This window comes from Caballeronia ptereochthonis (assembly GCF_001545075.1).
Classification (GTDB): domain Bacteria; phylum Pseudomonadota; class Gammaproteobacteria; order Burkholderiales; family Burkholderiaceae; genus Caballeronia; species Caballeronia ptereochthonis.
In genome coordinates this window covers 24,353-48,139 of sequence record NZ_FCOB02000037.1, presented here as the reverse complement: position 1 = coordinate 48,139, position 23,787 = coordinate 24,353, and the positions used below count along the sequence as shown (strand labels likewise).

The 23,787-nt window shown below is 63.3% G+C and carries 20 protein-coding genes and 1 pseudogene; 6 read left to right on the top strand and 15 right to left on the bottom strand.

Going from position 1 to position 23,787, the window contains the following annotated elements:
* Positions 1–3: 3 nt before the first annotated feature.
* The 5 genes from choW to AWB83_RS29765 form a co-directional block, all read right to left on the bottom strand.
* Positions 4–906: a choline ABC transporter permease subunit gene (gene choW / locus AWB83_RS29780; RefSeq protein ID WP_087049217.1), complete on the bottom strand. Its 903-nt coding sequence runs from the start codon at positions 904–906 to the stop codon at positions 4–6.
* On the bottom strand, positions 899–2,077 hold the full coding sequence (locus AWB83_RS29775; protein ID WP_087049216.1) for a quaternary amine ABC transporter ATP-binding protein: 1,179 nt from the start codon (positions 2,075–2,077) through the stop codon (positions 899–901). The genes choW and AWB83_RS29775 overlap by 8 nt, the downstream gene beginning before the upstream one ends.
* Before the next feature lie 456 nt (positions 2,078–2,533).
* A complete protein-coding gene (locus tag AWB83_RS36865; RefSeq protein WP_167389180.1) occupies positions 2,534–2,686 on the bottom strand; it encodes a hypothetical protein in 153 nt (50 codons plus the stop codon).
* A gap of 255 nt (positions 2,687–2,941) precedes the next feature.
* Positions 2,942–4,027 carry a hypothetical protein gene (locus AWB83_RS29770; protein ID WP_087049215.1) on the bottom strand — a complete coding sequence of 362 codons (1,086 nt, stop codon included), beginning with the start codon at positions 4,025–4,027 and terminating at the stop codon, positions 2,942–2,944.
* Positions 4,028–4,149: 122 nt separating this feature from the next.
* Entirely contained in the window at positions 4,150–4,833 is a 684-nt protein-coding gene (locus AWB83_RS29765) for an MgtC/SapB family protein (protein WP_087049214.1), read from the bottom strand.
* Positions 4,834–4,968: 135 nt separating this feature from the next.
* Between AWB83_RS29765 and AWB83_RS29760 the strand changes: the two genes are divergently transcribed.
* Positions 4,969–6,081, top strand: a complete 1,113-nt coding sequence (locus AWB83_RS29760) for an AGE family epimerase/isomerase (RefSeq protein WP_087049213.1) — start codon at positions 4,969–4,971, stop codon at positions 6,079–6,081.
* A gap of 5 nt (positions 6,082–6,086) precedes the next feature.
* On the opposite strand, the gene AWB83_RS29755 is transcribed toward AWB83_RS29760, so the two are convergent.
* Positions 6,087–7,628 carry a methyl-accepting chemotaxis protein gene (locus tag AWB83_RS29755; RefSeq protein ID WP_087049212.1) on the bottom strand — a complete coding sequence of 514 codons (1,542 nt, stop codon included), beginning with the start codon at positions 7,626–7,628 and terminating at the stop codon, positions 6,087–6,089.
* 272 nt (positions 7,629–7,900) lie between these two features.
* Between AWB83_RS29755 and AWB83_RS29750 the strand changes: the two genes are divergently transcribed.
* Positions 7,901–8,341: a PaaI family thioesterase gene (locus tag AWB83_RS29750; protein WP_087049211.1), complete on the top strand. Its 441-nt coding sequence runs from the start codon at positions 7,901–7,903 to the stop codon at positions 8,339–8,341.
* Between the two features lie 76 nt (positions 8,342–8,417).
* Here AWB83_RS29750 and AWB83_RS29745 read toward each other — a convergent pair whose 3' ends face one another.
* The 7 genes and pseudogenes from AWB83_RS29745 to AWB83_RS29715 all read right to left on the bottom strand — a co-directional run.
* A complete protein-coding gene (locus tag AWB83_RS29745; protein ID WP_087049210.1) occupies positions 8,418–9,266 on the bottom strand; it encodes an ureidoglycolate lyase in 849 nt (282 codons plus the stop codon).
* A gap of 40 nt (positions 9,267–9,306) precedes the next feature.
* Positions 9,307–10,050, bottom strand: a complete 744-nt coding sequence (locus tag AWB83_RS29740) for an SDR family oxidoreductase (protein WP_087049209.1) — start codon at positions 10,048–10,050, stop codon at positions 9,307–9,309.
* Positions 10,051–10,102: 52 nt separating this feature from the next.
* Positions 10,103–10,939 (bottom strand): amidohydrolase family protein, encoded by an 837-nt coding sequence (locus tag AWB83_RS29735; RefSeq protein WP_087049240.1) that lies wholly within the window; start codon positions 10,937–10,939, stop codon positions 10,103–10,105.
* An 8-nt stretch (positions 10,940–10,947) separates the two neighbouring features.
* Positions 10,948–11,997 carry an aldo/keto reductase gene (locus tag AWB83_RS29730; RefSeq protein WP_087049208.1) on the bottom strand — a complete coding sequence of 350 codons (1,050 nt, stop codon included), beginning with the start codon at positions 11,995–11,997 and terminating at the stop codon, positions 10,948–10,950.
* Positions 11,998–12,034: 37 nt separating this feature from the next.
* Positions 12,035–13,324 (bottom strand): UxaA family hydrolase, encoded by a 1,290-nt coding sequence (locus tag AWB83_RS29725; RefSeq protein ID WP_087049207.1) that lies wholly within the window; start codon positions 13,322–13,324, stop codon positions 12,035–12,037.
* 6 nt (positions 13,325–13,330) lie between these two features.
* Positions 13,331–13,648, bottom strand: a complete 318-nt coding sequence (locus tag AWB83_RS29720; protein ID WP_087049206.1) for a UxaA family hydrolase — start codon at positions 13,646–13,648, stop codon at positions 13,331–13,333.
* A 20-nt stretch (positions 13,649–13,668) separates the two neighbouring features.
* A pseudogene (locus AWB83_RS29715) lies at positions 13,669–14,419 on the bottom strand (ABC transporter permease); the annotation flags it as partial.
* A 257-nt stretch (positions 14,420–14,676) separates the two neighbouring features.
* Here AWB83_RS29715 and AWB83_RS29710 point away from each other — a divergent pair.
* Both AWB83_RS29710 and AWB83_RS29705 read left to right on the top strand, forming a co-directional pair.
* A complete protein-coding gene (locus AWB83_RS29710; protein ID WP_087049205.1) occupies positions 14,677–15,465 on the top strand; it encodes an IclR family transcriptional regulator in 789 nt (262 codons plus the stop codon).
* 93 nt (positions 15,466–15,558) lie between these two features.
* A complete protein-coding gene (locus tag AWB83_RS29705; protein ID WP_087049204.1) occupies positions 15,559–16,104 on the top strand; it encodes a hypothetical protein in 546 nt (181 codons plus the stop codon).
* On the opposite strand, the gene AWB83_RS29700 is transcribed toward AWB83_RS29705, so the two are convergent.
* Positions 16,101–18,530: a bifunctional acetate--CoA ligase family protein/GNAT family N-acetyltransferase gene (locus AWB83_RS29700; protein WP_087049203.1), complete on the bottom strand. Its 2,430-nt coding sequence runs from the start codon at positions 18,528–18,530 to the stop codon at positions 16,101–16,103. The two genes, AWB83_RS29705 and AWB83_RS29700, sit on opposite strands and share 4 nt — an antisense overlap.
* Before the next feature lie 425 nt (positions 18,531–18,955).
* Between AWB83_RS29700 and parA the strand changes: the two genes are divergently transcribed.
* Together parA and AWB83_RS29690 are read left to right on the top strand one after the other, a co-directional pair.
* Entirely contained in the window at positions 18,956–19,618 is a 663-nt protein-coding gene (gene parA, locus AWB83_RS29695) for a ParA family partition ATPase (RefSeq protein WP_087049202.1), read from the top strand.
* 24 nt (positions 19,619–19,642) lie between these two features.
* On the top strand, positions 19,643–20,704 hold the full coding sequence (locus AWB83_RS29690; RefSeq protein WP_087049201.1) for a ParB/RepB/Spo0J family partition protein: 1,062 nt from the start codon (positions 19,643–19,645) through the stop codon (positions 20,702–20,704).
* Between the two features lie 96 nt (positions 20,705–20,800).
* Here the strand turns inward: AWB83_RS29690 and AWB83_RS29685 are convergent, their stop codons facing one another.
* A complete protein-coding gene (locus AWB83_RS29685; RefSeq protein ID WP_087049200.1) occupies positions 20,801–22,162 on the bottom strand; it encodes a replication initiation protein in 1,362 nt (453 codons plus the stop codon).
* Between the last annotated feature and the right edge of the window lie 1,625 nt (positions 22,163–23,787).

Here is a 23,787-nt window from a genome sequence, read left to right as displayed (position 1 = left end):
TTTTTAGCTCTGTTGCGCCGCCGGTGCGCGGCGTACTTTCATCACGCTCTTGAGACCGGAGAGCAGCGGGGCGCGCGCCATGCCGGGCGAACGTCCGAAGCTCTCGGTGATGCGGTCCAGAATGATCGCCAGCAACACCACCGACAAGCCGCTCTCGAAGCCGAGGCCGATGTCCAGACGCTGAATCGAGGCGAGCACGTCGTTGCCGAGACCGCCCGCGCCGACCATCGACGCGATGATGACCATCGACAGCGCCATCATGATCGTCTGGTTCACGCCGGTCATGATGGAAGGCAGCGCGTTCGGAATCTGCACCTTGTACAGCAACTGCCACGGCGTGCAGCCGAATGCCTGGCCCGCTTCCACGATCTCGCGGTTCACGTGCTTGATGCCGAGCGACGTGAGCCGCACCGCGGGCGGCATCGCGAAGATCACGGTCGAGAGAATGCCGGGGACGCGGCCGAGGCCGAAGAGCATCGCGGCCGGAATCAGGTAGACGAACGCGGGCATCGTCTGCATGAGGTCGAGCACGGGGCGCACGGCCATCTCGACGTACTTGCTCTTCGCCGTCCAGATGCCGAGCGGAATGCCGAGCAAGAGGCTGATGAACGTCGACGACAGCGTGAGACCGAGCGTGATGACCATCTGATCCCAGAAGCCCGTCGCATAGATCAGCAACAGCGATGCAAGCACGAAGGCGGCGAAACGCCAGCCGACCCGCCATAAGCCGACGCCGACGAAGATCGCCATCAGCGCCCACATCGGGATCGCTTGCAAACCATGCTCGACGGCCGCCGCGAAGCTCTCGATGACCTTGCCGATCGAGTCGAAGGTTTTGGCGTCGTGATCGAGGAGATAGTGGACGCCGTGATCGACCCAGCTACCAAGCGGAATGATTTCAGACATGGGAACCTCGATGGTGCGTAAGGACCTTCAGGACATTGGTCTTGTTGATCGACCCGCAATACGAACCGTCCGCATCGACGACGGGCAGCGGCGCCGGACTCGCTACCACGCGGTTCACGACGTCATCCAGCGTCATGCTGCGCTCGATGCATTCGATGGGGTTGATCTGCGGAACAGCGTTGCCGTTCGCATCGCGTCCCACGAAGCCGCGGATACGGCGTTGCGCGTCGAGCACGAACGCATAGTTGGCGCTGCCATTGAGCGTCGCGGCCACGCTCGATGCGTCGATCTGCGGCGAATGCTTGATGAGCGGCACGTCGTCCGTCTGCATCAGGTCGCCGGCCGTCAGATAGCGGCTCGTGTCGATGCCTTCGAAGAAAGCCTCCACGTAGTCGTCGGCCGGGTTCGTGATGATTTCCTGCGGCGTGCCGATCTGCACCACGCGGCCGCCTTCCATGATCGCGATGCGCGTGCCGATGCGCATCGCCTCCTCCAGATCGTGCGACACGAAGAGAATCGTGCGGCGCTGCTCGCGCTGCAGATCGAGCAGAACATTCTGCATTTCCTTGCGCTTCAGCGGATCGAGCGCGGAGAACGCCTCGTCCATGATCATCAGCGAAGGATTGACGGCCAGAGCGCGCGCGAGACCCACGCGCTGCTGCATGCCGCCCGATAGCTGCGCGGGCAGCTTCTGGGCGAACGGCGCGAGGCCGACCTGCTCGAGCACGGTCATCGCGCGCGCCTCGCGCTCCTTCTTGCCGACGCCCGCGACCTCGAGGCCGAATGCGGCGTTGGAAAGAACGGTGCGCTGCGGCATGAGCGCGAAGGACTGGAACACCATGCTCATGTCCTTGCGGCGCAGGGACGTGAGCTCCGAGCGCGGCACAGCCGCCACGTCGCGGCCGTCGATCAGCACCTTGCCGGCGGTCGGTTCGACGAGCCGGTTGATGAGCCGGATCAGCGTGGATTTGCCCGAGCCCGACAAGCCCATGAGCACGAAAATCTCGCCTTCCTTGACATCGAAGGAGACGTTATGGACGCCGACGATCTGTCCGGTGCGCTTGAAGACTTCTTCCTTCGTTGCGCCGCCGGCCAGCATGTCGAGCGCCTGCTTGGGACTGTTGCCGAATACCTTACACAGTCCCTCGACTACCACCTTGGGGGAATTCATCGAATATCTCCTGGCGAGGGCGGACGCGCGTCCGCGCTGTGCATACATAGTTGCTAGAAAAAAGTCGCGTCAGCCGACTATTTGCGACAACCACATGTGGAAATACGACACTGGAATATGAGCAGGCGCGCGCTGCTCGGATCGGAGCCTTGCTGGGCGGGGGTTTGCGGCGGGTGAAACGAAAAAACTCGCGATATTTGGCGTGTCGCGCAAGAACAAGTCCGGACGCTTTTTGCGATGAAGGCGGCTTGCGAGGCGTGTGTCAGACAGACGAAAGGAAGGGGACTGCGTCGCGCGCGCGAGGCGCGGAAGGAAGACGCGTCAGAAACGACGCTGGAGCGATACGGGAACTGCTAGAAAAACTACATATATGGGAGGAACTGGCGGGCGGGTCGTACGGCGCATGCCGTCGTGTGTTGCTGGTGTTCTGTTTCCCGCGCCGCCTTCAACCACGCATTACAGACGAACGCCGAACGCCGTGCCGCGCGCCTTGCGCTGACGCTCCGATTCACGGAAACGCGCTTGGTACGAGTAATCCTTGTCCATCGGGAGGTGCGGCGATTCGAACAACGAAGCAAATTTTTGCAGCAGGGCAAAGAGGTAGCTCATGACTGACTCCGGTTGGTGATAGAGGGGTTTTCCCTTAGGAAGAATTATAGGGTTACCCCTTATCGATTTCTAGTGCAATGCAACATTTCTTGGAAAGAAATTTGGTAGTTTTTCTACAAAATTACCGATTTGCAAGCAATGAAAAACGGGGACGGGACGCAGAGGCCCGTGCCGCGGACAGTCGGCATCCAGACGAGCCGACGCGCGCGACATGCCGCCGCAGCGCCAGGTGTCGCCGGAATGTGACAGCGGGGATCAGTGCGCGGTCGAGCCGGCGTGGCGATGCGCGTGACGGGCGTGATTCGGCGCGGAATCCGGCTTGACCGCGCTCACCGGCTGCACCGGCGAGGCGCCGCCGTCGTCGCGCAGCGTATCGGGCGCGCGGCCCATGCTGATGGTGGCGGAATCGGTGTCGAAGAGCGAGGCGAGCGTCGCCTGCTGGTTGAGCATCAGTTGCTCCATGCGGTCCTGCTGCAGCTTGCTGTCGCGGCTCATGCGCATCAGCACGACCGTTTGCGCGATGCCGGTCGCCACCGTGGTGAGCATCACGCAGACGATGATCGTCAGCATCGTCTTCATGCGGCGCGCGTGAGCCGTCGTCGAGGTGCGCTGCTCGGCGGTCACGGCGTAGAGCGCGTCGATGATGTCCGCGAACGCCGTGGCGCGGGCGTGATCGAGTTCGGGCGCGGCGGCGTCGTTGCATCCGCGCCGGTCGTGCACGACCGGCGCGGCGGGGCAATGCGGTGCGTTCCCGGGCGCTTGCGCGGGTTCGTCCTGCGGTGCGGCGTTAGCGTCGCCATCGAGCGCGACGGAACTGAGGCTCGCGGCTCGCGGCACGGCAGCGGCGATCGCGCCCGGTTTTCCGGCGGTTTCGTTCGCGCCCTGCAGCGGCGCGGCGGCCTCGGCAGGTTGAAACGCGTCGTCCTGAAACAACCCTTGCACCGGCACGACCGACGCCACGCTGCCGCGCGCCGCGTGTTTCGCGGCCGTCGAGTCCGATGCGTTGGCGCCCGGCGCCGCAGTCCCGCAATTCGACTGCACCGCCGCGAGAAACACCTCGGGAAGCTCGAAGCCCTCGAACGTACCCTGACGGATGTCCGTGTTCATCGCCTGAAGGTGCGCGCGTTCGGCGTCTTCCGCGAAGAGATCGAGCGTTTCGCCGCTGCGCGGGTCTTCGCTCAGTCGCACGAGGCGCTGCGCCGAGCGTGCGGCGCGGGCGAGTTTCTTTTCGGTGTCGGCGATGTCTTGCGCGGCCGGCGTGTCGGCCGCGCGGCGGCGGCTTTTTGCGGCGGTGTCGCCCGTGAGCGTGTCAGGATTTCTGTTTACAGCGGAATCTGGCATAGGTTCGAAAGGCCGCAGCCTCGGCGGCCGGCACGCAAGGCGCGCCGGCGCTTCGGCGAATATTTTCGAGAGGCCGCATTGTCGCATGGCTGCGGGCTCAAGCCAGCACCCGCGAGGCAATTTCAGCTTCCATCGTCCTCGCGAAATTCGCGCACCACATCGAGATGCCGCAGGCGGTGGCAGATCGCCTGATATTCCGTCGCCGACGCGCGCGACAGCTCGACCCGAATCTCGTCCAGATCGGGCGAATCATCGCTCTGCTGCACGACGAACTGCTTCACGCGCACGCTGCCCGGCCCGAGCGCCTCGTGCAGCGCGTGAAAGCTGAGCGAGCCGCGATCGACGAGCATCGTCAGTTGCCGGCGCTGCTTGACGCTGATGAAGCGGCGCTCGAGCGGCTTGATTCCCGCCAGGATGATGAGGATGATGGCCGTCGCCGAGATCGACGCCGTGTAGAGCCCGCCGCCGACCGCGAGCCCGATCGCCGCGACCGACCAGAGGCTCGCGGCTGTGGTCAGCCCGCGAATGATCTCGCCGCGCAGGAGAATCGAGCCCGCGCCGAGAAAGCCGATGCCCGACACGACCTGCGCCGCGATCCGCGACGGATCGAGCACGACGTGATCGGCCTTGAGCACATCCTCGAAGCCGTATGCGGACACGATCATGATGAGCGCCGAGCCGACGCAGACGAGCATGTGCGTTCGCAGACCGGCCGCCCACGACAGCCGTTCGCGCTCAAAGCCGATCACGCTCCCGAGCGCCGCGGCCATTACGAGCCGCGAAACGAGTTCTATGTTTCCCAACATGTTTTTGTCCTCCTCTCGTCGATGGCCCGGCGCGCCGTCCGAAGAAGCGGTTCGCGCCGGGGCGGTTTTGCTATTCTTTCCTGCTACGCGCGCCTGGCAAGTCCGCGCCACCTTCAGACCAATCAGAGTCTTCCTATGCAGGATCAGCAATCAAACGCTTTGTCGCCGATGCAAGCGGCGAGCCCGGATTCCGCCGCGCCGCTGCGCGAGCACTACGCGAACGTCGTGCTGCCGGTCTGGCGCGGCGCGGGGTTCAATGCCGCGCTCGGCTTGCCATACGAAGCCGTCGCACCGGGCGATCACGCGCCGCTGCCGCCGAAGCGCTATCGCGCGATGGCCTGCGCGCGGCAGTTGTTCGTGTTCTCGGAAGCCGGCGACCTCGCTCATGCCGCGACGCTCTTCGATTCGCTACGACACTATTTTCAGGACAAGCGAAACGGCGGATGGTTCTATAGCGTGGATGCGGGCGGCGCGCCGCTTGAGCGCCAGAAGGACCTGTACACGCATGCGTTCGTGGTCTTCGCGTGCGCGCATTACGCGAAGCGCAGCGGCTCGGCCGACGCGTTTGCGCTGCTCGACGAAACGTCCCGGCTCGTCGAGGCGCGCTTTTCGAGCGGCGGCGATCTGCTGAACGCGGTGCTCGCCGAGGATTTCGGCGCGACGCTCGAAACGCCGCTGCAGAATCCATTGATGCATCTCGCCGAGGCGTGGCTCGCGGCCCGCGAGGCGACCGGCGACGCCACCTACGACAAGCGTCTCGCGCTGCTCGCGCAGTCCGTTGCGGATGCGTTCGTGCACGAGCCGAGCGGGTCGATCGCCGAACTGCCGATGGGCACGGCGGGCAACCGGCTGGAGCCTGGCCATCAGTTCGAGTGGTATTTCCTCGCGCTCGGTAGCGGGCACGCCGCATTCGAAGCGGCGGGGCTCAACCAAGGACTCGCGCGCGCGTTCGACTTCGCGCAGAAGCACGGCGTGGACAGGGAAACCGGCGGCGTATGCGCCGCGCTCGACGAAACCGGCCGGGTGATCGACGGCACGCAGCGCATCTGGGCGCAGACGGAATATCTGCGCGCGCTGGCCACGCGCGGCGCAGCGCTCGGCGAGCAGATCGCGCACTATCGCGCGCGTTTCCTGCACGAGCGTGGCTGGGTGGAATGCCGCTCGGCACAGGGCGACATTATCCGCGCCGAGATGCCGTCGACGACGCCGTATCACCTCGCGACGTCGTATGCGGCGTTGCCAGTCTGATCGGCTCAGGCGAGCTGAAACACCGAAACCGCCGCCTTCAGCTGCCGCGTCTGCTCGTGCAACGACGATGCGGCAGCCGCGGCCTGCTCGACGAGCGCCGCGTTCTGCTGCGTCATCTCGTCCATCTGCGTGACGGCCTGGTTGACCTGCTCGATGCCGACGCTCTGCTCCAGCGACGACGCGCTGATCTCCGCCATCATCTGCGTGACGCGCGAAATCGACGCCGACACTTCGCGCATCGCCTCGCCCGCGCGCTCGACGAGCTCGGAGCCGTCGCTCACCTGCGCCACCGATTCGCCGATCAGTTCCTTGATCTCCTTCGCCGATTGCGCCGAACGCTGCGCGAGGCCGCGCACTTCGCCCGCCACCACCGCGAAGCCGCGGCCCTGTTCCCCCGCGCGCGCCGCCTCGACGGCGGCATTCAGCGCGAGAATGTTGGTCTGAAAAGCGATGCCGTCGATGACCGAGATGATCTCCGAGATCTTGTCCGAGCTCGCCGCGATGCCGCGCATCTTCTCGACGACATCGTCCACCACGCTGGAGCCGCGTGAAGTCGCGTTGAGCGCTTCGCCCGCCAGCGTGTTCGCCTCGCGCGCATGCTCCGCGTTCTGGCGCACCGTGGCGGTCAGCTCTTCCATGCTCGACGCGGTTTCTTCGAGCGAAGCCGCCTGATTTTCCGTGCGCGCCGACAGATCCGCGTTGCCGCTCGCGATTTCATCCGCGCCGAAGTTGATCGAATCGGACGTCTCGCGCACCGTCTTCACGGTGCTCGCGACGCTCGCCTGCATCGTCGCGAGGCCCGCGAACAGGCGGCCGATTTCGTTCGTGCCGCGATCCTCGATGCACTCGTCGAGACGCCCCTTCGCGATGCGCTCGAAATGGCGGCCCGCTTCCTCCAGCGGCTCGATCACGCCGCGACGCAGCGCGACGTGCACGAGCGCGATGCCCGCGACGAGCGCCACGAGAATCACGATGCCCACCGCGCGGAACCACACGTAGCGCGTGTCGATCGACGAGAGATAGCTGCGGCTCGCCGCGTCGCCGAAATTGACGAAGTTCTGCTGCTCCGCGAGATAGCGGTCCTGGAAGCCCTGCGTCGGCTGATCGAGAAACGCCTGGAGATTGCCCGCGTCGAGATACTGAACGAGTTCGGAGAGCGCCTTCGAATATTCGGCGTATTTTGCCTGCAGGGCCGCGGCGCGCGTCACGTTTTCGTCGCCCGTCCGCCGCGCGTTCAGAAACGCGCTGAACGATTTATCCGCCGCGGCGATCTGCTCGCGCGCGTGCTGCACGATCTCCGTCGGCTCGGTGCCGCCGCGCACCATGCGCGTACCCGCGCGGGAGAGGTTGATGCGCGCGTCCATCAGGTGCTGCGTGGTCGTGCCGACCGCGTCGACCTGCTTCAATGCGATGTCCGACAGGCTGCCGACATCGTCATGCGTGCGCGAGAGGGACCAGAAACCGAGCCCCTCGGTCACCAGTTGAAAGAGACAGAACACCACCAGAACCGCGAGCAAACCCGATGAAACCTTGATCTTTCCGAACATCACTTGCACCCACACTTTCCGAAAATAAGCCCGCTTATGCGGGGACAGTGCGGGTTTACGGCAAGCAGCCCGGAAAGCTTGAATCGTTTGCCGCAAAGGCTTGTCTACACGGGTGCAGGGAACGCGCGGCTGCGGACAAACCCGGACGAAGACGCGCGCGTGCCGCCTGAAACGCCCCATTGCACAATTTTTGCGTGACTTCCTTGCAGTGCGCGCGAACGCTTCCTATTGTCTTTGCAGGACGGCACCGAACCCACCCAAGGAGTGTCCGAATGACCGAAATTGTCGATATCGCGCGCGGTGCGCTGAATGCGCAACCGTTCAGCGCCTTGCTCGGAACCAAACTGATGCAGGTCGATTCCGCGAGTCTCACGCTGTGTCTGACCATCAGGGACGAGCTGAGGCAACAACACGGGTTCGTGCACGGCGGGGTGGTGAGTTATCTCGTGGACAACGCGCTGACCTTCGCGGGGGCGCTGAGGCTCGGGCCGAAGGTCGTCACGGGCGAATACAAGATCAACTATCTGCGCCCGGCGGTCAGCGGCACGCTGATGGCGCGGGCACGCGTCGTCCATGCGGGCATGACGCAGGCGACCTGCCAGTGTGACGTGTTCGTCACCGATGGCGGCGCCGAGCGGCTCGTCGCGGTGGCGCAGGGCACGATCACGCGCATTGGCGAAGGCGTCGCCACCGAACCGGTTTTCCACGCCTGAACTACCTTTCCCTGAACCCGTCGTCCAAAGCAAAGAACCTCGCCACGGCGAGGTTCTTTGTTTATGCGCGTCCGGATTACTGCGCCGAGACCGTCTTCTGCGTCTGCTCGCCGAGACCCTGAATGCCGAGACGCATCGTCTGGCCGGCCTTCAGATACACCGCGTTCGGCTTCACGCCCATGCCGACGCCCGGCGGCGTGCCCGTCGAAATGACGTCGCCCGGCTGCAGGCTCATCACTTTCGACAGATACGCGACCAGTTGCGCGACCGTGAAGACCATCGTCTTCGTGTTGCCGTTCTGATAGCGCTTGCCGTCTACTTCGAGCCACAGGTCGAGCTTCTGCGGATCGGCGACTTCGTCCTTCGTGACGAGCCACGGACCGATCGGGCCGAACGTGTCGAAGCCTTTGCCCTTGTCCCATTGCGTGCCGTGCTCGAGCTGCCACTCGCGCTCGGACACGTCGTTGATCACGCAATAGCCCGCGACGTAGTCGAGCGCGCTGGCTTCGTCGACGTACTTCGCTTCCTTGCCGATCACGACGCCCAGTTCGACTTCCCAGTCGGTCTTCACCGAGTTGCGCGGGATTTCGACGTCGTCGTTCGGGCCGCAGATCGCGCTCGTCCACTTGCCGAAAATGACCGGCTCGGTCGGCACCGGCAGGTTCGATTCCGCCGCGTGATCGGCATAGTTCAGCCCGATGCACACGAACTTGCCGACGCGCCCGACGCACGGCCCGATGCGCGGATTACCGTCGACGACCGGCAGCGACGCCGGATCGACGGCACGCAGTTTCGCCAGGCCCGCCTCGGTCAGCGTCGCGCCGGCGATGTCGTCGACGACCTTCGACAGGTCGCGAATCTGGCCCTCGGCATCCAGCAGACCCGGTTTTTCCTGACCCTTGGGGCCGTAACGAAGCAGCTTCATCTGGTTTGATCCTCTTGTTCCGAAAAAGAATGATGGTTGGTCAGTTGGACCAGCCGCCATCGATGACATGAATCTGACCCGTCGTGAACGACGATTCGTCCGAGCCGAGATAGAGCGCGAGCGCCGCGATCTCCTCGGCGCGGCCCACGCGCCCCATCGGCTGGCGCGCGACGAACGCCGCCTGCACCTGCTCGACGGTCGCGCCCTGTGCCTTTGCCTGCTCCGCGATGCGATCCTTCAGCGACGGCGATTCCACCGTGCCCGGGCAGATCGCGTTGCAGCGGACGCCGCGCGTGACGAAATCTGCTGCGACCGCCTTCGTCAGGCCGATCACGGCCGCCTTCGACGCACCATACACGAAACGGTTCGGCACACCCTTCACGCTCGACGCCGCCGACGACATGTTGATGATCGAGCCGCCGCCCTTTTCCAGCATCTTCGGCAGGAAAGCGCGAATCGTACGATACATCGCCTTGGCGTTGAGGTCGAAGGCGAAGTCCCAGTCTTCCTCGCTCGCATCGAGAATCGATCCGGAGTGCACGAAGCCCGCGCAGTTGAAGAGCACGTCGATCGCGCCGATTTCCTGCGCGAGCGCGTTGATCGCCTGCGTGTCGCGCACGTCGAGCTTGTGCACTTCGAACGGCTTCCCTTCGAGCGATTCGGTGCGGATGTCGGTTGCGATCACGCGCGCGCCTTCCGCCGCGAAGAGCTCGGCCGTCGCGAGCCCGATGCCTTGTCCCGCCGCCGTGATCAGCGCCGTCTTGCCTGCCAGTCTTTGTACCATCTACTGCTCCAGTCGAAGTTGTTTTTGAGACATGCCGGGTATATCAGCCGTTTCAGAGGCGATAGAACGCGCGGGCATTCGCGCCGAAAATCGCGTCTTGCTCGGCTTTTTCGAGATGAGAGGTCAGGCGCCGCGCAGCGGCGTGCCAGTCACTGTAGCTGCCGTTCATGTTCAGCACCGGCCAGTCGCTGCCCCACATCAGGCGCTCGGCGCCGAAATGTTCGAGGAGATGCGCGACATAGGGTTTCAACGTTTCGTCGCTCCAGTTTTCCTTTGCTTCGGTAGCCAGACCCGAAAGTTTGCAATGAAGTTTTTGCGGTAACGCTGCAAGTTGCGCGACGCCGTCGGCCCATGGCTGCCAGCCTGCTTCGATGCCATCGCGAATCGGCGGCTTGGCGCCATGATCGACGACGATTCTGAGCTTCGGGTATCGCTCCACGAACTTGATCAGCGAAGGCACGTGCCGCGCGAAGATCAGCGCGTCGAAGGCGAGATCGAGGTCGATCAGGCGTTCGATCGCGGCTTCGAGCGGCGCGTGCGCGATCCACGTATCGTCGGGCAGGTCCTGCAGCATCGGACGCACGGCCCTGAATTTCGACTCGCGCACGAGTTCGTCGAGGATCGCGGGTGCGTCGGACGAATCGAGCGGCACCCAGCCGACGACGCCGGCAATCGAATCGTCGCTGCGCGCGAGATCGAGCAGGTAGCGCGTTTCCTCCACCGTCGGCGCCGCCTGAACCACGACCGTGCGCTCGATGCCCGCTGCCTGACGCAATGGCGCGAGATCGCCGGAGCCGAATCTGCGATACAGCGGCTTGAGATCCGGCGTGAGCCAGCCGTAATCGCCGCGCGCGGGGTCCCAGTAGTGTTGATGCGCGTCGATGCTCACGTTCGTTTTCATCGCGGCACCGGCGCGTTCGCGTGAAGCAAGCCTTCGGCGCGCAACGCATCCCATAGCGCGGACGGAACCGGCGTCGCGAACGATGCCGCGTTCTCGCGCACTTCATCGGGCGTGCGCGCGCCCATCAGCACCGTGGCCACGACTTTATGCGCATAAGGAAACTGGATGGCCGCGGTCGATAGCGCGACGCCATGCTCGCGGCACACGCGCTCCAGCCTGCCGACACGTTCGACGATTTCTTTCGGCGCGTCGCCGTAGTTGAACTTGAGATCTCCGTGCGCCTTCGCGTCGAGACCGCGCGCGAGAATGCCCGAATTGAACGCGCCGCCGAGCAGAATGCTCACTCCGCGCTTCTCGCATTCGGGGAGGAGATCGTCGAGCGTGTTTTGCTCCAGCAGCGTATAGCGTCCGGCGAGCAGCGCGCAGTCGATGTCGAATTCGGCCATCGCTTCCATCACCGCCGCGCCTTCGTTCACGCCGAGCCCGACCGCCTTCACGCCGCGCGATTGCTTCAATTCCTCGAGCGCGCGAAAACCGCCTTCATCGGTCAGTTGCTTCCAGTAGTGCGCGTTCTGCTCGCCGTGCGTGTATCGGCCGATGTCGTGGATCAGCACGACGTCGATATCGATCATGCCGAGCCGCATCTGGCTGTCCTCGAACGAGCGGAGGATGCCGTCGTAGGTGTAGTCGAAGATAGCCTGGAAGGGAAGCGGCGCGGCCCAGCCTTCGCTGCCGTCGTCGGGCGTCGTGCGCGGGACGAAGCGGCGGCCGACTTTCGTCGAGATCGCAAAGTCGCCGCGCGGATAGCGCCGCAACGCATCGCCCAGACGATGTTCCGCCTTCGTGTGGCCATAGTGCGGCGCGGTATCGAAGAAGCGGATGCCGGCTTGCCACGCGGCATCGACGGTAGCGCGCGCCTCGTCTTCCGTGAGTTCGTGATACAGCCCGCCGAGCGGCGCGGTGCCGAGCGACAGTGCGGTGACGTCGAGTGACGTGCGGCCGATCCTGCGCCGGCGCGAAACTGCTTCTTGCCCGTGTGCGGTCATGTGCAAACCTCGGTCAGTGTGTTTCGATTTCCGCGATTCAAGCCGCCACAGTAACGCGTCCCGCGCCGCCGGGCAAACACGCGGGACCGACCGGTTCGAAGGTTTTGTAAGTCAGAATGAATTCCTGATGCCCGAGCGCCTCGGACTTCGACGCCGCGCCCGCCGCCACCGCCACCGTGACGTCGAAGATTTCGCGGCCCACTTCGTCGAGCGTCGCGCGGCCCTCGAGGATGCGGCCCGCATCGACGTCCATGTCGCCGGACAGGTTGCGATAGGTCGCCGGATTCGCGCAAACCTTGATGACCGGCGAAATCGCCGAGCCGACCACCGAGCCGCGTCCGGTCGTGAAGAGAATCACGTGACAGCCGCAGGCGATCAGCTCGCCGATCTCTGCGTTGTCGCTGATGTTCGGAAAACCGAAGCGCGGCTCGCCGTCGGGGACGACATCGAGCAGATAGAGGCCGCCGGTCGGCGGCACGTCCCCCGGCTTGATGATGCCGACGATCGGCGCCCCCCCGCTCTTCGAATACGCGCCGAGCGACTTTTCCTCCTGCGTCGTCAGCCCGCCGTCCGCATTGCCGACCGAGAACGAGCCGTGGCCCATCGTCGTGTAGTAGCGCGCGGCCTTCTGCACGCATTCGACGATCGCGTCGCCCAGTTCGGGCCGCGCCGCGCGGCGCTTCATATGGAACTCGCAGCCGACGAGCTCGCCCGTTTCCTCGAAGATGCACGAGGCGCCGGCGCCGATGAACGCGTCGAACGCGCGACCCACTGCCGGATTCGCCGTGATGCCGCTCGTGCCGTCCGAACCGCCGCAGATCGTGCCGACGATCAGCTCGTCGAGCGCCATCGGCACTTTCTGTTGCACGGCGAGCGTCGCGCGCGCCTCGCGCACCCAGTCGAGGCCGTTCTGGATCGTGCTGCGCGTGCCGCCCTTTTCCTGGATCGTCAGCACGGCGGCGGGGCGGCCACTTGCGCGCACGACATCGGCGAGATAGTGCTTGTTCATGCTCTCGCAGCCGAGCGACACGAACAACACCGCGCCGACGTTCGGATGCGTGCAGATGCGCTCCAGCATCTTTTCGGCGTAGCTGTTCGGGTAGCAGCCCGGAAAGCCGATCAGATGCACGGGCGGTTCGGCTTGCGGATTGAAGATGTCGAAAGTGTCGAAGGCATGTAACGATGGACGAAAATGCGCGACGATCTCGCGCGCGACGTGATGCGCGCATTCGACGAGATACGCCACTGCGACGACGTTGCGGATGCCCTTCTTGCCGTCGGCACGAAGATAGCCTTGCAGTGCGGGAGTGTTCGGCGTGCTGTTCATGAGCGTCTAGTGCTGCACGTACGCGTGTCCGGCGTCGTGTGTGTAAGTGGGGATGTAGTCGCTTTCCACATTGTGCGTGTGCAGATGCTCGCCGCGCGCGACATCGGCGTTCACGTGGCCGATGATCGCGCCGTAGCGCAGTACCTTTTCGTCCTTCGACAACGCGCGCCGCGCGACCTTGTGGGCGAGCTCGACGGTCGTCGCGAGCGTGATGCGCTCGCCTTCGATCATCAGCGTTTCGCCTTGCGGCAGACGCGCTGCGGCGATCAGGCAGTTGTCTTCCGGACTCAGCAGAATGAGGCGTGGGTCGGTTGTTTCTTGCATCGTCGCTATCTCAAATGAGTTCAGTTTTGCGCTTCGCCGCCCGCGAGCCGCGCCACCATCAGCGAGCCGAGGATGATCGCGCCGTAGATCGCCTGAATCCAGAACGATGGAACCTGCGCAAGTGTCAGCAGATTCTGCACGACGCCCAGTAGCAAAACGCCTGACAGTGCGCCGAGCATCGTGCCCTTGCCGCCGTCGAGCGAGATGCCGCCGATCACCGCTGCGGCGAATACCGTGAAGATCATGCCGTTGCCCTGGTTCGCGTTGATCGGGCCGACGTAGCCCGTGACGATCAGGCCGCCGATGGACGCGAGCACGCTCCCCAGCACGAACACGCCCCACGTGATGCGCTCGACGCGAATGCCCGCCGCGTGCCGCTTCCAGATTGCCGCCGATCGCATAGAGCGCGCGGCCGAGGCGGTGATAGCGCAGCATGAACGCCGCGAACGCGAAGGCCGCCGCCGCGAGCCATACCGAGACCGGCAGGCCGAGCACGAGCGTCGTCGCGAGCGTGAAGAACGACGGCGGCATGTCGAAGAGCGTGCCGCCCTTGGTCGCGCCGACGAGCATGCCGCGCAGCACGATCAGCATCGCGAGCGTGACGATGAACGCGTTCAGGCGCAGCCGCACGACCAGGAAGCCGTTGACGAAGCCGATCAGCGCGCCCACGACGACGATCGCCGCGAGCCCCGCCGCCGGCCATTCGAGGCCGAAGCCCGACGAAGCCGCGGGCATCACGAGCATCGCGCCGACGGCGGGCGCGATGCCGACCGGGTGAACGTCATGCGTCTTGTCTCCTGATGTGTGCGGTTCTTGGTGACTACTTCAAACCTGCGGCTGTGGGTGCTGCGAGATTCCTTCGATGCATGTATTCATCAGTGAACGTATTATTCATATACGGACAAAACGAAGTCAAGAAGGCGCGTGGCCAGAAGGATCGGTAATTTCCCTAGCCGGCCATCGAACGCAAGCGCCTTCGGGCGGCTTACACTCTGGCGCGCCAGAACATGAATCGACCCAGACTGAAAATGGATTCGGAACCAACGGACAACGACGGCGAGGCCGATCGCTATCGCGCGCCCGCGCTGGACAAGGGGCTCGACATCCTCGAATTGCTGTCCGAGCAGAAATCGGGGCTCACGCGCGCGGAAATCACGAAGATGCTCGGGCGCAACGCGAGCGAGATGTACCGGATGCTGGAGCGGCTCGTCGCGCGGCAGTACGTCGTGCGCTCGCCCGAAGGCGACCGCTATTCGCTGAGCCTGAAGCTCTATGCGCTCGCGCATCGCCATCCGCCGATGAACCGGCTGATTTCCGAGGCCCTGCCCGTGATGCAGCGATTTGCGGATGCGGCCGAGCAGTCGGTGCATCTCGTGGTCTACGATCGCGGCAATCTGCTCGTCATCGCGCAAGTGGACGGCCCCGGAACGTGGGGCATTTCGGTCCGGCTCGGCTCGCGCGTCGGATTGATCGACACCGGCTCGGGCCGCGTGATGCTCGCTTTCCAGACCGACGAACAACGCGAGCACATGCTCGCGGAGCATACGAAGGTGAAGGGCGAAATCGCGCTCGATCGCGCGGTGCTCGACGCCGACTACCGGCAGATCCGCGAAGCGGGCTACTCGAAGAAGGACAGCCAGCAGACGTTCGGCGTGACGGACGTGACATTCCCGCTGATCGGACCGTCGGGTCAGGCGATCGCCGCCCTCACCTGCCCTTACATGCGACGCATCGACGAGTACGTGGCGCCGTCGATCGGAGACGTCACTGCGCTGTTGAAAGATGCGGCGGCGTCGCTCTCGATGATGCACGACTGAGCGGCGCACGCTTCGCGCGTTAGAATGGCGGCCCTCTCAAAAAGACGGCGCGCCGCGACGACGCGCCGCCGTGTTCAATCCGACGCATTCCCGATGGCGAAACTTCTCTCCGATTCAGAATTCCTGCGCTTCACCGAACTCCAGCAAAAACAGGCGAACTTCACGATCACGTCCGGCGAAGCGGACGAGTTGCGCGACATCGTCGCGCGCGCGCAGAAGAAACGCGACGATCGCGCGGCCGCGATGCAGGCGATCGAAACGTACATCGCGCAGTTCCACATCACGCCGGACGAGCTTTTCACGGCCGAACAGATCGGCGACGCGGCGCGCACTTTCGGCCTGATTCCTGCCGCAAGGAAAGAGCGCACCCTACCGCCGCAACTGACGTATGACGGCAAGCCGTATCAGTGGACCTCGCGCGCGCTACCCGAGGAAATCCGCGTGCCGCTCTTCGAAGCGTTCACGTCCGGACAATCGGTGAAGCCATTCATCGCGACGCTGAAGGATACGTCGCGCTGCGCATTGACGATCGCGCGGCTCGAGAAGGAGACGGGAAGTTCGTATGCCGAAGCATTGCTCGGCGAGCTTTCACTGTCGCGCGCACAGGTCGATGAGGCGCTGGCCAGGCTCGCGGCCTAATCCGCTCGCGGCTGTGACGGCGACTCGCACAGCCGCATCCTGAAGCCGACGACGCCAGGGTCTTCGGTCTTCGTCAATTCGAAGCCGGAATTGCGCGCGAGCGCGATCATTCCGGCGTTCTCGCGTAACGCTTCGCCGACCAGCCAGCGGGTACCGCGCTTTCTCGCGTAATCGATGATCCGCGAGAGCAGCAGCGATCCCAATCCCTTCCCCTTCATGTCCGAGCGCGCGGCGACGGCGAATTCGGCGGTCTCGTTGTCGGGATCGGCGATCGCCCGCGCGACGCCGAGCGTTTCGGCCGCGCCCTCGCCGTTCGCCGCCGTGACGATGAACGCCATTTCGCGGTCGTAGTCGATCTGCGTCATGCGCGCGAGTTGCGAATGATCGAAGTTGCGCACCGCGCCGAAAAAGCGCAGGCGCAGGTCTTCGGCGGTGTTGGCGGCGACGAATGCGCGATGCGCGTCTTCGTCCTCGGGGCGGATCGGCCGCACCGTGACGCGCATGCCGCGCCAGTCGAGCGTCTCCTCCAGGCAGCGCGGATACGGCACGATCGCGAGCGGCTTGCGATGAGCGCCCAGCGTGAGTTGCGGCTCGTGCACGGCGACCGAATCGCGCGTGACGCGCAAGACGAGCCGCAACGCGACGATCTCCTCGATATAGCAAACGAGTTGCGACAGCCCGGTCAGCGCATTGAGCAGCATCTCCGCGGGCAGCTCGCGCGAACGCGGCGAGCGCATGACGAGATCGCGCGCGAGCACGGGATTGAGCGGCGGCAGCGCGAACTCGTGCAGGGCATCGGCGAGGCCCAGCGCACCCTCGGCCCTGAACTCGAACACCGGACCGAATACGCGATGGTTGAGCAGGCGCGTCTGGATCTCGACGGCATCGCTCGTCAACGAGTCCGGCGGTCCCGGCTTCACCGCGATGCCGAAGCGGGCGAGCACGCGCGCCGCACGCTCCCCGTTCAATTCGGCGATGCCGTTTTCCAGCGCGACGCGGATCTCGCTTTGCGCGGCGTCGATTTCCTCGGGAATTTCCAAAGGAAGGCCATCGGGCGTCTGCATCAGGAGTTCGCGGCCCTGCCGGAAATCGACGAGACGCGCGAAGCCGCGTGCAAGTCGATGCGGCGTCGTATGCACGGGAATGCCGTTCGCGTGCAGTTCGTCGCGCGTCGCGGAATCGACGCAGCCGAAAAAGCAGGTCAGCAGGCCACGGTACGCATGTCGCCGCTCGGCGATCAGCGTACGCGCGACTTCAGCGACGGGCGCGCTGTGCGTCGGGGCATGCACGACGAATACGGTGCCTGTCTCGCGATGCGCGGCGAGCGCTTCGAGCGCGGCGCCGAAATCGGCGGGGGTCGCATCGTCGCCGAGCAGGAGCGGATTGCCTGCGTGGGCGCGGGGCAGCGCCGCGGCGACGGCATCGCGCGCGGCAATGGGCCACGGAGCGAGATCGTCGCCCGCGCACCCGAACGCATCCTGCGCGAGGGCTGCGACGCCGCGATCGCTGGTGATCACCGTGGCGACATCGCTCGTCGCGACTCGGCCGATGCCGAGGGTCTCGATCTCGTCGAGAAGGTCGTCGAGCGAGTCGACACGAACCAGGCCCGCGCGGCGAAAAGCGGCGCCGTAGAGGCGATCGAACGGATCGTCGCGGCCGGTACGGAGCACGAGCACCGGCTTGTTGCGCGCAGCGGCGCGGGCGGCCGACATGAACTTTCGCGCCGAGCTCACCGTTTCGATGGCCAGCAGGATGGCTCGCGTCGAGGCGTCGCTCGCCAGGAAATCGAGGATATCGCCCGAGTCGACATCAGCTTCATCGCCCAACGCGACGATTCTCGAAAAACCGAGGCCGCGTGCACGCGCCCAGCCCAGCACGCCATTCGTCAACGCGTTCGATCCGGAAACCCACGCGACGCCGCCAGGCTTCACGCTGCAGGCCGGCGCGCCGAGGCATGCGCCGATCGCAGGCGCCACTATGCCGAGACTCGCCGGCCCGACGACCCGCATCAGGAACGGACGCGCAGCGGCTAGCGTACGGGCGGTCCAGCTGTCGGCATCGGCAGGTAATGCCTGCGACCTGTCTTGTTGCGCTACCCGTGAGTCGCCTCGCTGCTTCGCTTCGCCGACGATTACCACCGCCTTCGTTCCACGTTTCCCGAGTTGCTCGACGAGTTTCGGCCATGTCTGCGGTCGCGTGCAGAGCACGGCGACATTCGGGGCGTCAGGGAGCGCGCTGACGTCGGCAAAGACGCGCTCCCCGCCCAGCGTTTTGTATTTCGGATTGACGGGCCATATCGGGCCCTTGAATCCCGCGCACAAGGCACGCGTCCACACCATCTCGCCGATACTGCCCGCGCGCGACGACGCGCCGACCACGGCTACCGACTTTGGCGCGAACAGGATATCGAGGTTGCGAACAGTCATGACGGCTCCGACAGGGCGGCGGTGGGATCAGCGCTTAGGATAGGCGATTTTGTATGGCGGGTGATGACGGGGGAGCGGGAAGCGGAGTCTATTCGAGAGTGCGGTGCTGGAGCTTTATGCGCATAAAGTCCTTCGCTCGGAATGGGTCGCGGTCGCCGAGTTGCGAAGCTATTCGGTTCGATTTGGCGAAGCATAGATCCGGGACGTCAGCTTTATGCGCATAAAGTCCGCCGGAGCGCCTTAGCTCGCGAAGTCGATCTCCATAGGCTTTTTCTCGAATACACGCAAAGCCTGAACGCACGGTCCCGACTTTATGCGCATAAACCTCGGCCGAACGGCTAACGCGTTAATTCGTTGCTGAATTTCACTGGAAAAATAACTACGCCAATGTAGAATTCAACGGACTTCAAATTTCGGAGTAAAACGTGGCGGCGGAAATCATAGCGATCACGCAGCAGAAGGGCGGTGTCGGCAAAAGCACGATTGCGATGCACTTGGGCGCGGCCTTTCACGAAAAGAAGAAGCGTGTGCTGGTGGTCGACGCGGACGGTCAGAACACGCTCATTCACTGGTCGAGCGCGGCATCGGATGGAATGAGCGGAATTCCGTTTCCTGTCGTCAATCTGTCGGAAGCAGGAGGGCAGATCCATCGTGAGATCAAGAAGTTCGTCAACGACTACGACATCATCGTCGTGGATTGCCCGCCGTCGATCACTGAAAAGGTATCTGGTGTGGTGCTGCTCGCGGCGAGCGTCGCGGTGATTCCGACGTCTTCATCGCCGGCGGATTACTGGTCGAGCGTCGGTCTCGTCAAGCTCGTTCAACAAGCGCAAGTGATGAATGAGGACCTGCGCGCCGTCTTCCTGCTCAACAAGACCGAAGAGAAGCGCATGCTCACGCGCGAACTCAAAGTCGCGCTGGAAGAGCTCGGATTCCCCTTGCTCAAGACTCAGATCCCCACGCGCGAGTGCTACAAGCAGGCGATGGCACTTGGCCAGACCGTACTTCAAATGACCGACCGTGGTTCACGCCTCGCCGCGACGGAGATCCGCGCCGTGGCCGACGAAATCCTCGGCATGCTCCCCTGACTTTATGCGCATAAAGGACCCTGAATGAAACCGTCCCAGTTTGCAAAGGGCTTCAAGGCCCGCCCCGACTCGACGAGCAGCGAGAAGCGCACGGCACTCGACCGCCTCAACGCGATCGACGGGATCGTCGATATCCAGCATGTGGGGCAGGCAGCGAACGGCCGCTCGAGCGCCTTTGCCGCAGAAGAGCCAAGCGATATCGCCGCCGGTCCGGAATCCGATGAATATCGCGCATGGCGGCGTGCGAATCGCTATACCGCGGGACAGGTAATCGAGTTGCCGCTGAAGTCGATCAAGCCGAGTCCCTTCAATCCGCGCCATTTCTATCTCAAGACGTCGATCGCTGAATTGGCCGTCAATCTCGCCAAGCAAGGGCAACAGCAGGCGATCCACGTCATCCCCGATTATGAAAATCCGGGAACGTTCTTCGTCAGCGACGGCGGACGCCGCGTGCGGGCGTTGAAAGAGGCAAACAAGGAATCGGTCAAGGCGGTAGTGGTCGATCTGCCGGTCGGCATTCAGAGTTACAAGCTGGGCTACGACCTGAACGTCCAGCGCGACTCGCAGACCGTCTTCGACAATGCGGTGGTCTGGAGGCGGTTCCTCGACGAGAAACACTTCCAGAGCCAGCGCGAACTGGCCGATCATCTGGGCCTCGACGAATCGACGATCGCGGTGGCGCTGTCGATTGCAAAGCTTCCCGAGAACGTCATGCAGGAGATGGTGGCGCGGCCGGATCGGTTCGGCTCCAACATGGCCTATCAGATCACGCGCTACCACGCTGCTCGCGGAAGCGATGCCACGTTGCGGCTCATCAACAAGATTACCTCGGACGATCTGAGCACGCGCCAGGTGGCCGATATCGTCAAAGGGCGCGCGAGCACTCAAGGCGCGCCCAAGACGCCGAGCCGCCAGCGCTATGCGCAGCGGCTCGAGATCAAGCTGGATGGCGTCGCAGTCGGCGATCTGAAATCATATGGGGAAGACCGTCTCGAGCTGCGCCTGCGCGGCTTGTCGCGAGAGAAGCGTGATGAACTGCTGCACCAGATCGAAACGATGCTTCAGTCTGGCCAGATCAGGAAGTAAGAGTAAGGCTGTACACGGCCGCCGGATCGTTCTCCGGCGGCCTTTTTGCTTTCCCGGGAAGCAAAGCAATGTTGCGGTGGATCGCGGTAGCGAGCCTCAACCCACGCGCGATTGACTCAATGTGAATGCCAGCAGGTCGCCATCCGTAGGCTCGCCCCACGTCTTTCGGGCGAGCCAGTCGAAAAACGACGTCTCGGCCAGCTTCGAGTCCAGGCCTCGCTTGCGCCAATCGTCTCGCATATGCGTGCCGAGACCCGGCAGCACGTCTTCCTCGAACGACTGACGCGCGAGCTCCCGTTCTTCCTCACCTTGCTCGTCGTAGAGCACGCGCGCTTCCTTGCGGCGATGCGCCGAGAACTCGCTCAACAGACGTGCCTTGAGATCGTCGGCGCCGGAAACGGCCACTGTCGCGCGCGGAGCCGCCATGCTCGTTGCGGGAGGCAGGGCATCGACCGGCGGCGCATAGCCCTTCTTGAGCGCGTCCTTGAACAGCGCCGCGGCGCTGCGAACCGGCGGCAACGTCGTGCTGCGCATGCGCTGCTCCGTCATCTGCAAAGCGGCGCGGATGCGGTTCTCCTCGCTGTCGGCGTAAAGCGTCTGAGCGTCCTTGAGCGGAATGCCGATCTTCACCATCCGATCCACAAGCGTGCTATCGAAGACGTTCGGATGCTCATCGAGCGCGAGCATCGGCTGCTTGCGCTCCGTCACGCGAAACTGGATTTCCGCGACGCGACGCCCCTCGCGATGCTCCACCAATTCGACAAAGATATTCGTTACCGCGTTGACCTCGGCGATTGCCGGGCGCAGATAATCTCGCTTGAAATACTTGTACTCGCGCTTGGCCTCGTCGCCGGCTTCCGTGTCCGGCGTGCCGGAAAGAATCGGACGCCACCATTCCCAGGTTTCGCGCATCGTCAGGTGGCTGGGATTGGTCAGATAGCGCACACAGATTTCGTAGAGCGCGAGACCCGCGCTGCTACGCAACTGGCTCTGGAACTGCAGACTCAGACGCGCATATTGCACGGGATCGAGCAGCTTTTTCTTGATTTTTGGCGCAAACGAGAACTCGACCCAGACGCGACGCGTGGTCGGGTCTTCGAGAATTTCGGCATCGGCAATGAGCGTCGAAATGCCCCATTTGCGTCCGGGTTTCTGGCTCGACGTGCCGGTACTCCACTCCACCTGCACCGACACCATGCGACGCAAGTGTTCCTTGACCAGTGCGGTATCGTTCGAATCGAATGCCGAATTCGCGACGATGTCGGAGAGCAGCGCGCGATAGGTGTCACCGGAGTCGTCAGCCTGTTGCGCGACGGCAAGTAGTACGTTGAACAGCTTGCGAGTGAGCAGCGTGATCTTGCCGCTCTTCGGCTGGATCGCAATGGCTTCGACCGCCTTGCGCAATTCCGCCGAACTCGGGCTGACTACGTCGGTTTTCTTTGCGCGCTTGGTTGCCATGCGATGGACGGGTTCAATATTGCGAGGAAGGATACCGATTGGGGTGAACCGCGTCTATAGGGACCGCTTCACCATATTGGGGTGAATGAAGACGTGTCCCTCCGGCTCACTGCGGTGCGCTCCCGTAAATGCTCACCACTCACCCGTCGCGGTTATCGCATATACGTAGCGCCCACGCGGGTAAACGAATTGCGCCGCTTTTTCGGGGTAGGCCGGATGATCGAAAAGAGCTCCCGAAAAAACTCACCTCGAATTTTTTTCGTGCAGTTACGACGTGTGGTACGTGAGAGACAGCGCCGCCGCCGTCCACTTTGTCCGGGCGATCCGGGCTCTCATGGTGCAAATGTGGCAGCACGTCGCCTCACTCATATTGATGGCTTCAAACGAGTCCCGAAAACGCTCACCTTGCTTCGGCGCGCGGAGTTGGAAACATCGGTTTCGTCCCTTTACCGATGCGCCTTGCGACGAAATGGATCCCGCAAAGCCTCACCTTTGCCATTTTTGGCAGCCCGGTACGGCTTGCGCAAGTCTCTGCGGAAAGTCCCGAAAACTCTCACCTTGGGATGAAGCGATTGAAAAAATCAAGCTCATCCAGGCACTTATCTCGCTTTCCTCGCGTTGATCCGAGCAGGCTGAGTCCCGTAGATACTCACCTATCGCAGGTTGACGTATAGTGCCCCGCGCGCCAAGACATCCCGAAAGCCCTCACCATAGTCGGCAACGGATACGTCATAACCAGCCCAAACATATGTTTTTAATAGATTTTTTTATCGCACAGGATTCGCCCTCAACCGCAGACGTACCAAGCGCGGTTGTCGAATCCTGTAGCGTCTCACCTTTAGGTAGACAGGGCGACGCGGCCCGGAGGCCGCGCAGGCTGACGCTTCGCTCCCGAAAAAACTCACCTCGAGCCATGGAAGCGGTGCAAAAAGCGGCTTTGGGCTAATTGGCCGTCGAGCGCAAGATGCAGCGTCCCCTTGCTCGCTCCCGAAACTCCTCACCTTTCGAGCAAAAATCCGTGGGAAGTGCCGCAAAAGCGCCGTCTCACCCGAACAATCTCACCTTCGAACCGCCATTTGCCCTGAAAAATCTCACCATTCGGTAAAAACTACCCAAACAGACTGCATATTCTGGTCTTTTCGCATGTCCCGAATACTCTCACCTTTCTTCGATAAGGCGACTGAAGCAGCCCCAAGCGCATCAATGGGCCCAGCGGAGGGAACTCCCGAAATTGCTCACCATGCCCGCGATCGCGCATCCTGAACCCGCTCACGATCACTCCCGCTTCTCCTCACGGAGAGCCCTGAAGCCCATCACCGCTCTATCCCGAAGAACTTCACCATATGTCCCGAACAGTCTCACCCAATAGCCCCCAAAGCCTTATGTCACAAGGCTCTGCGCGGGCGTTAACTGTTTTAACAAGGTTCAATGGTGTTTACTTCTAATACTCTCAAGAAGCACCGAGTATGCACAGTGAAGCGTAATAAGGCCGATAACCCGTGAAACAGCCTCCCTCAGTTGAAAGTTGACTCAAACATTCACCAAATCATATAGTTAGCCTGGTTACCTCACGATGTTTCACGAAAGCCCACACGCGACGTAAGTCAAAACGTGCAAAATGGAGT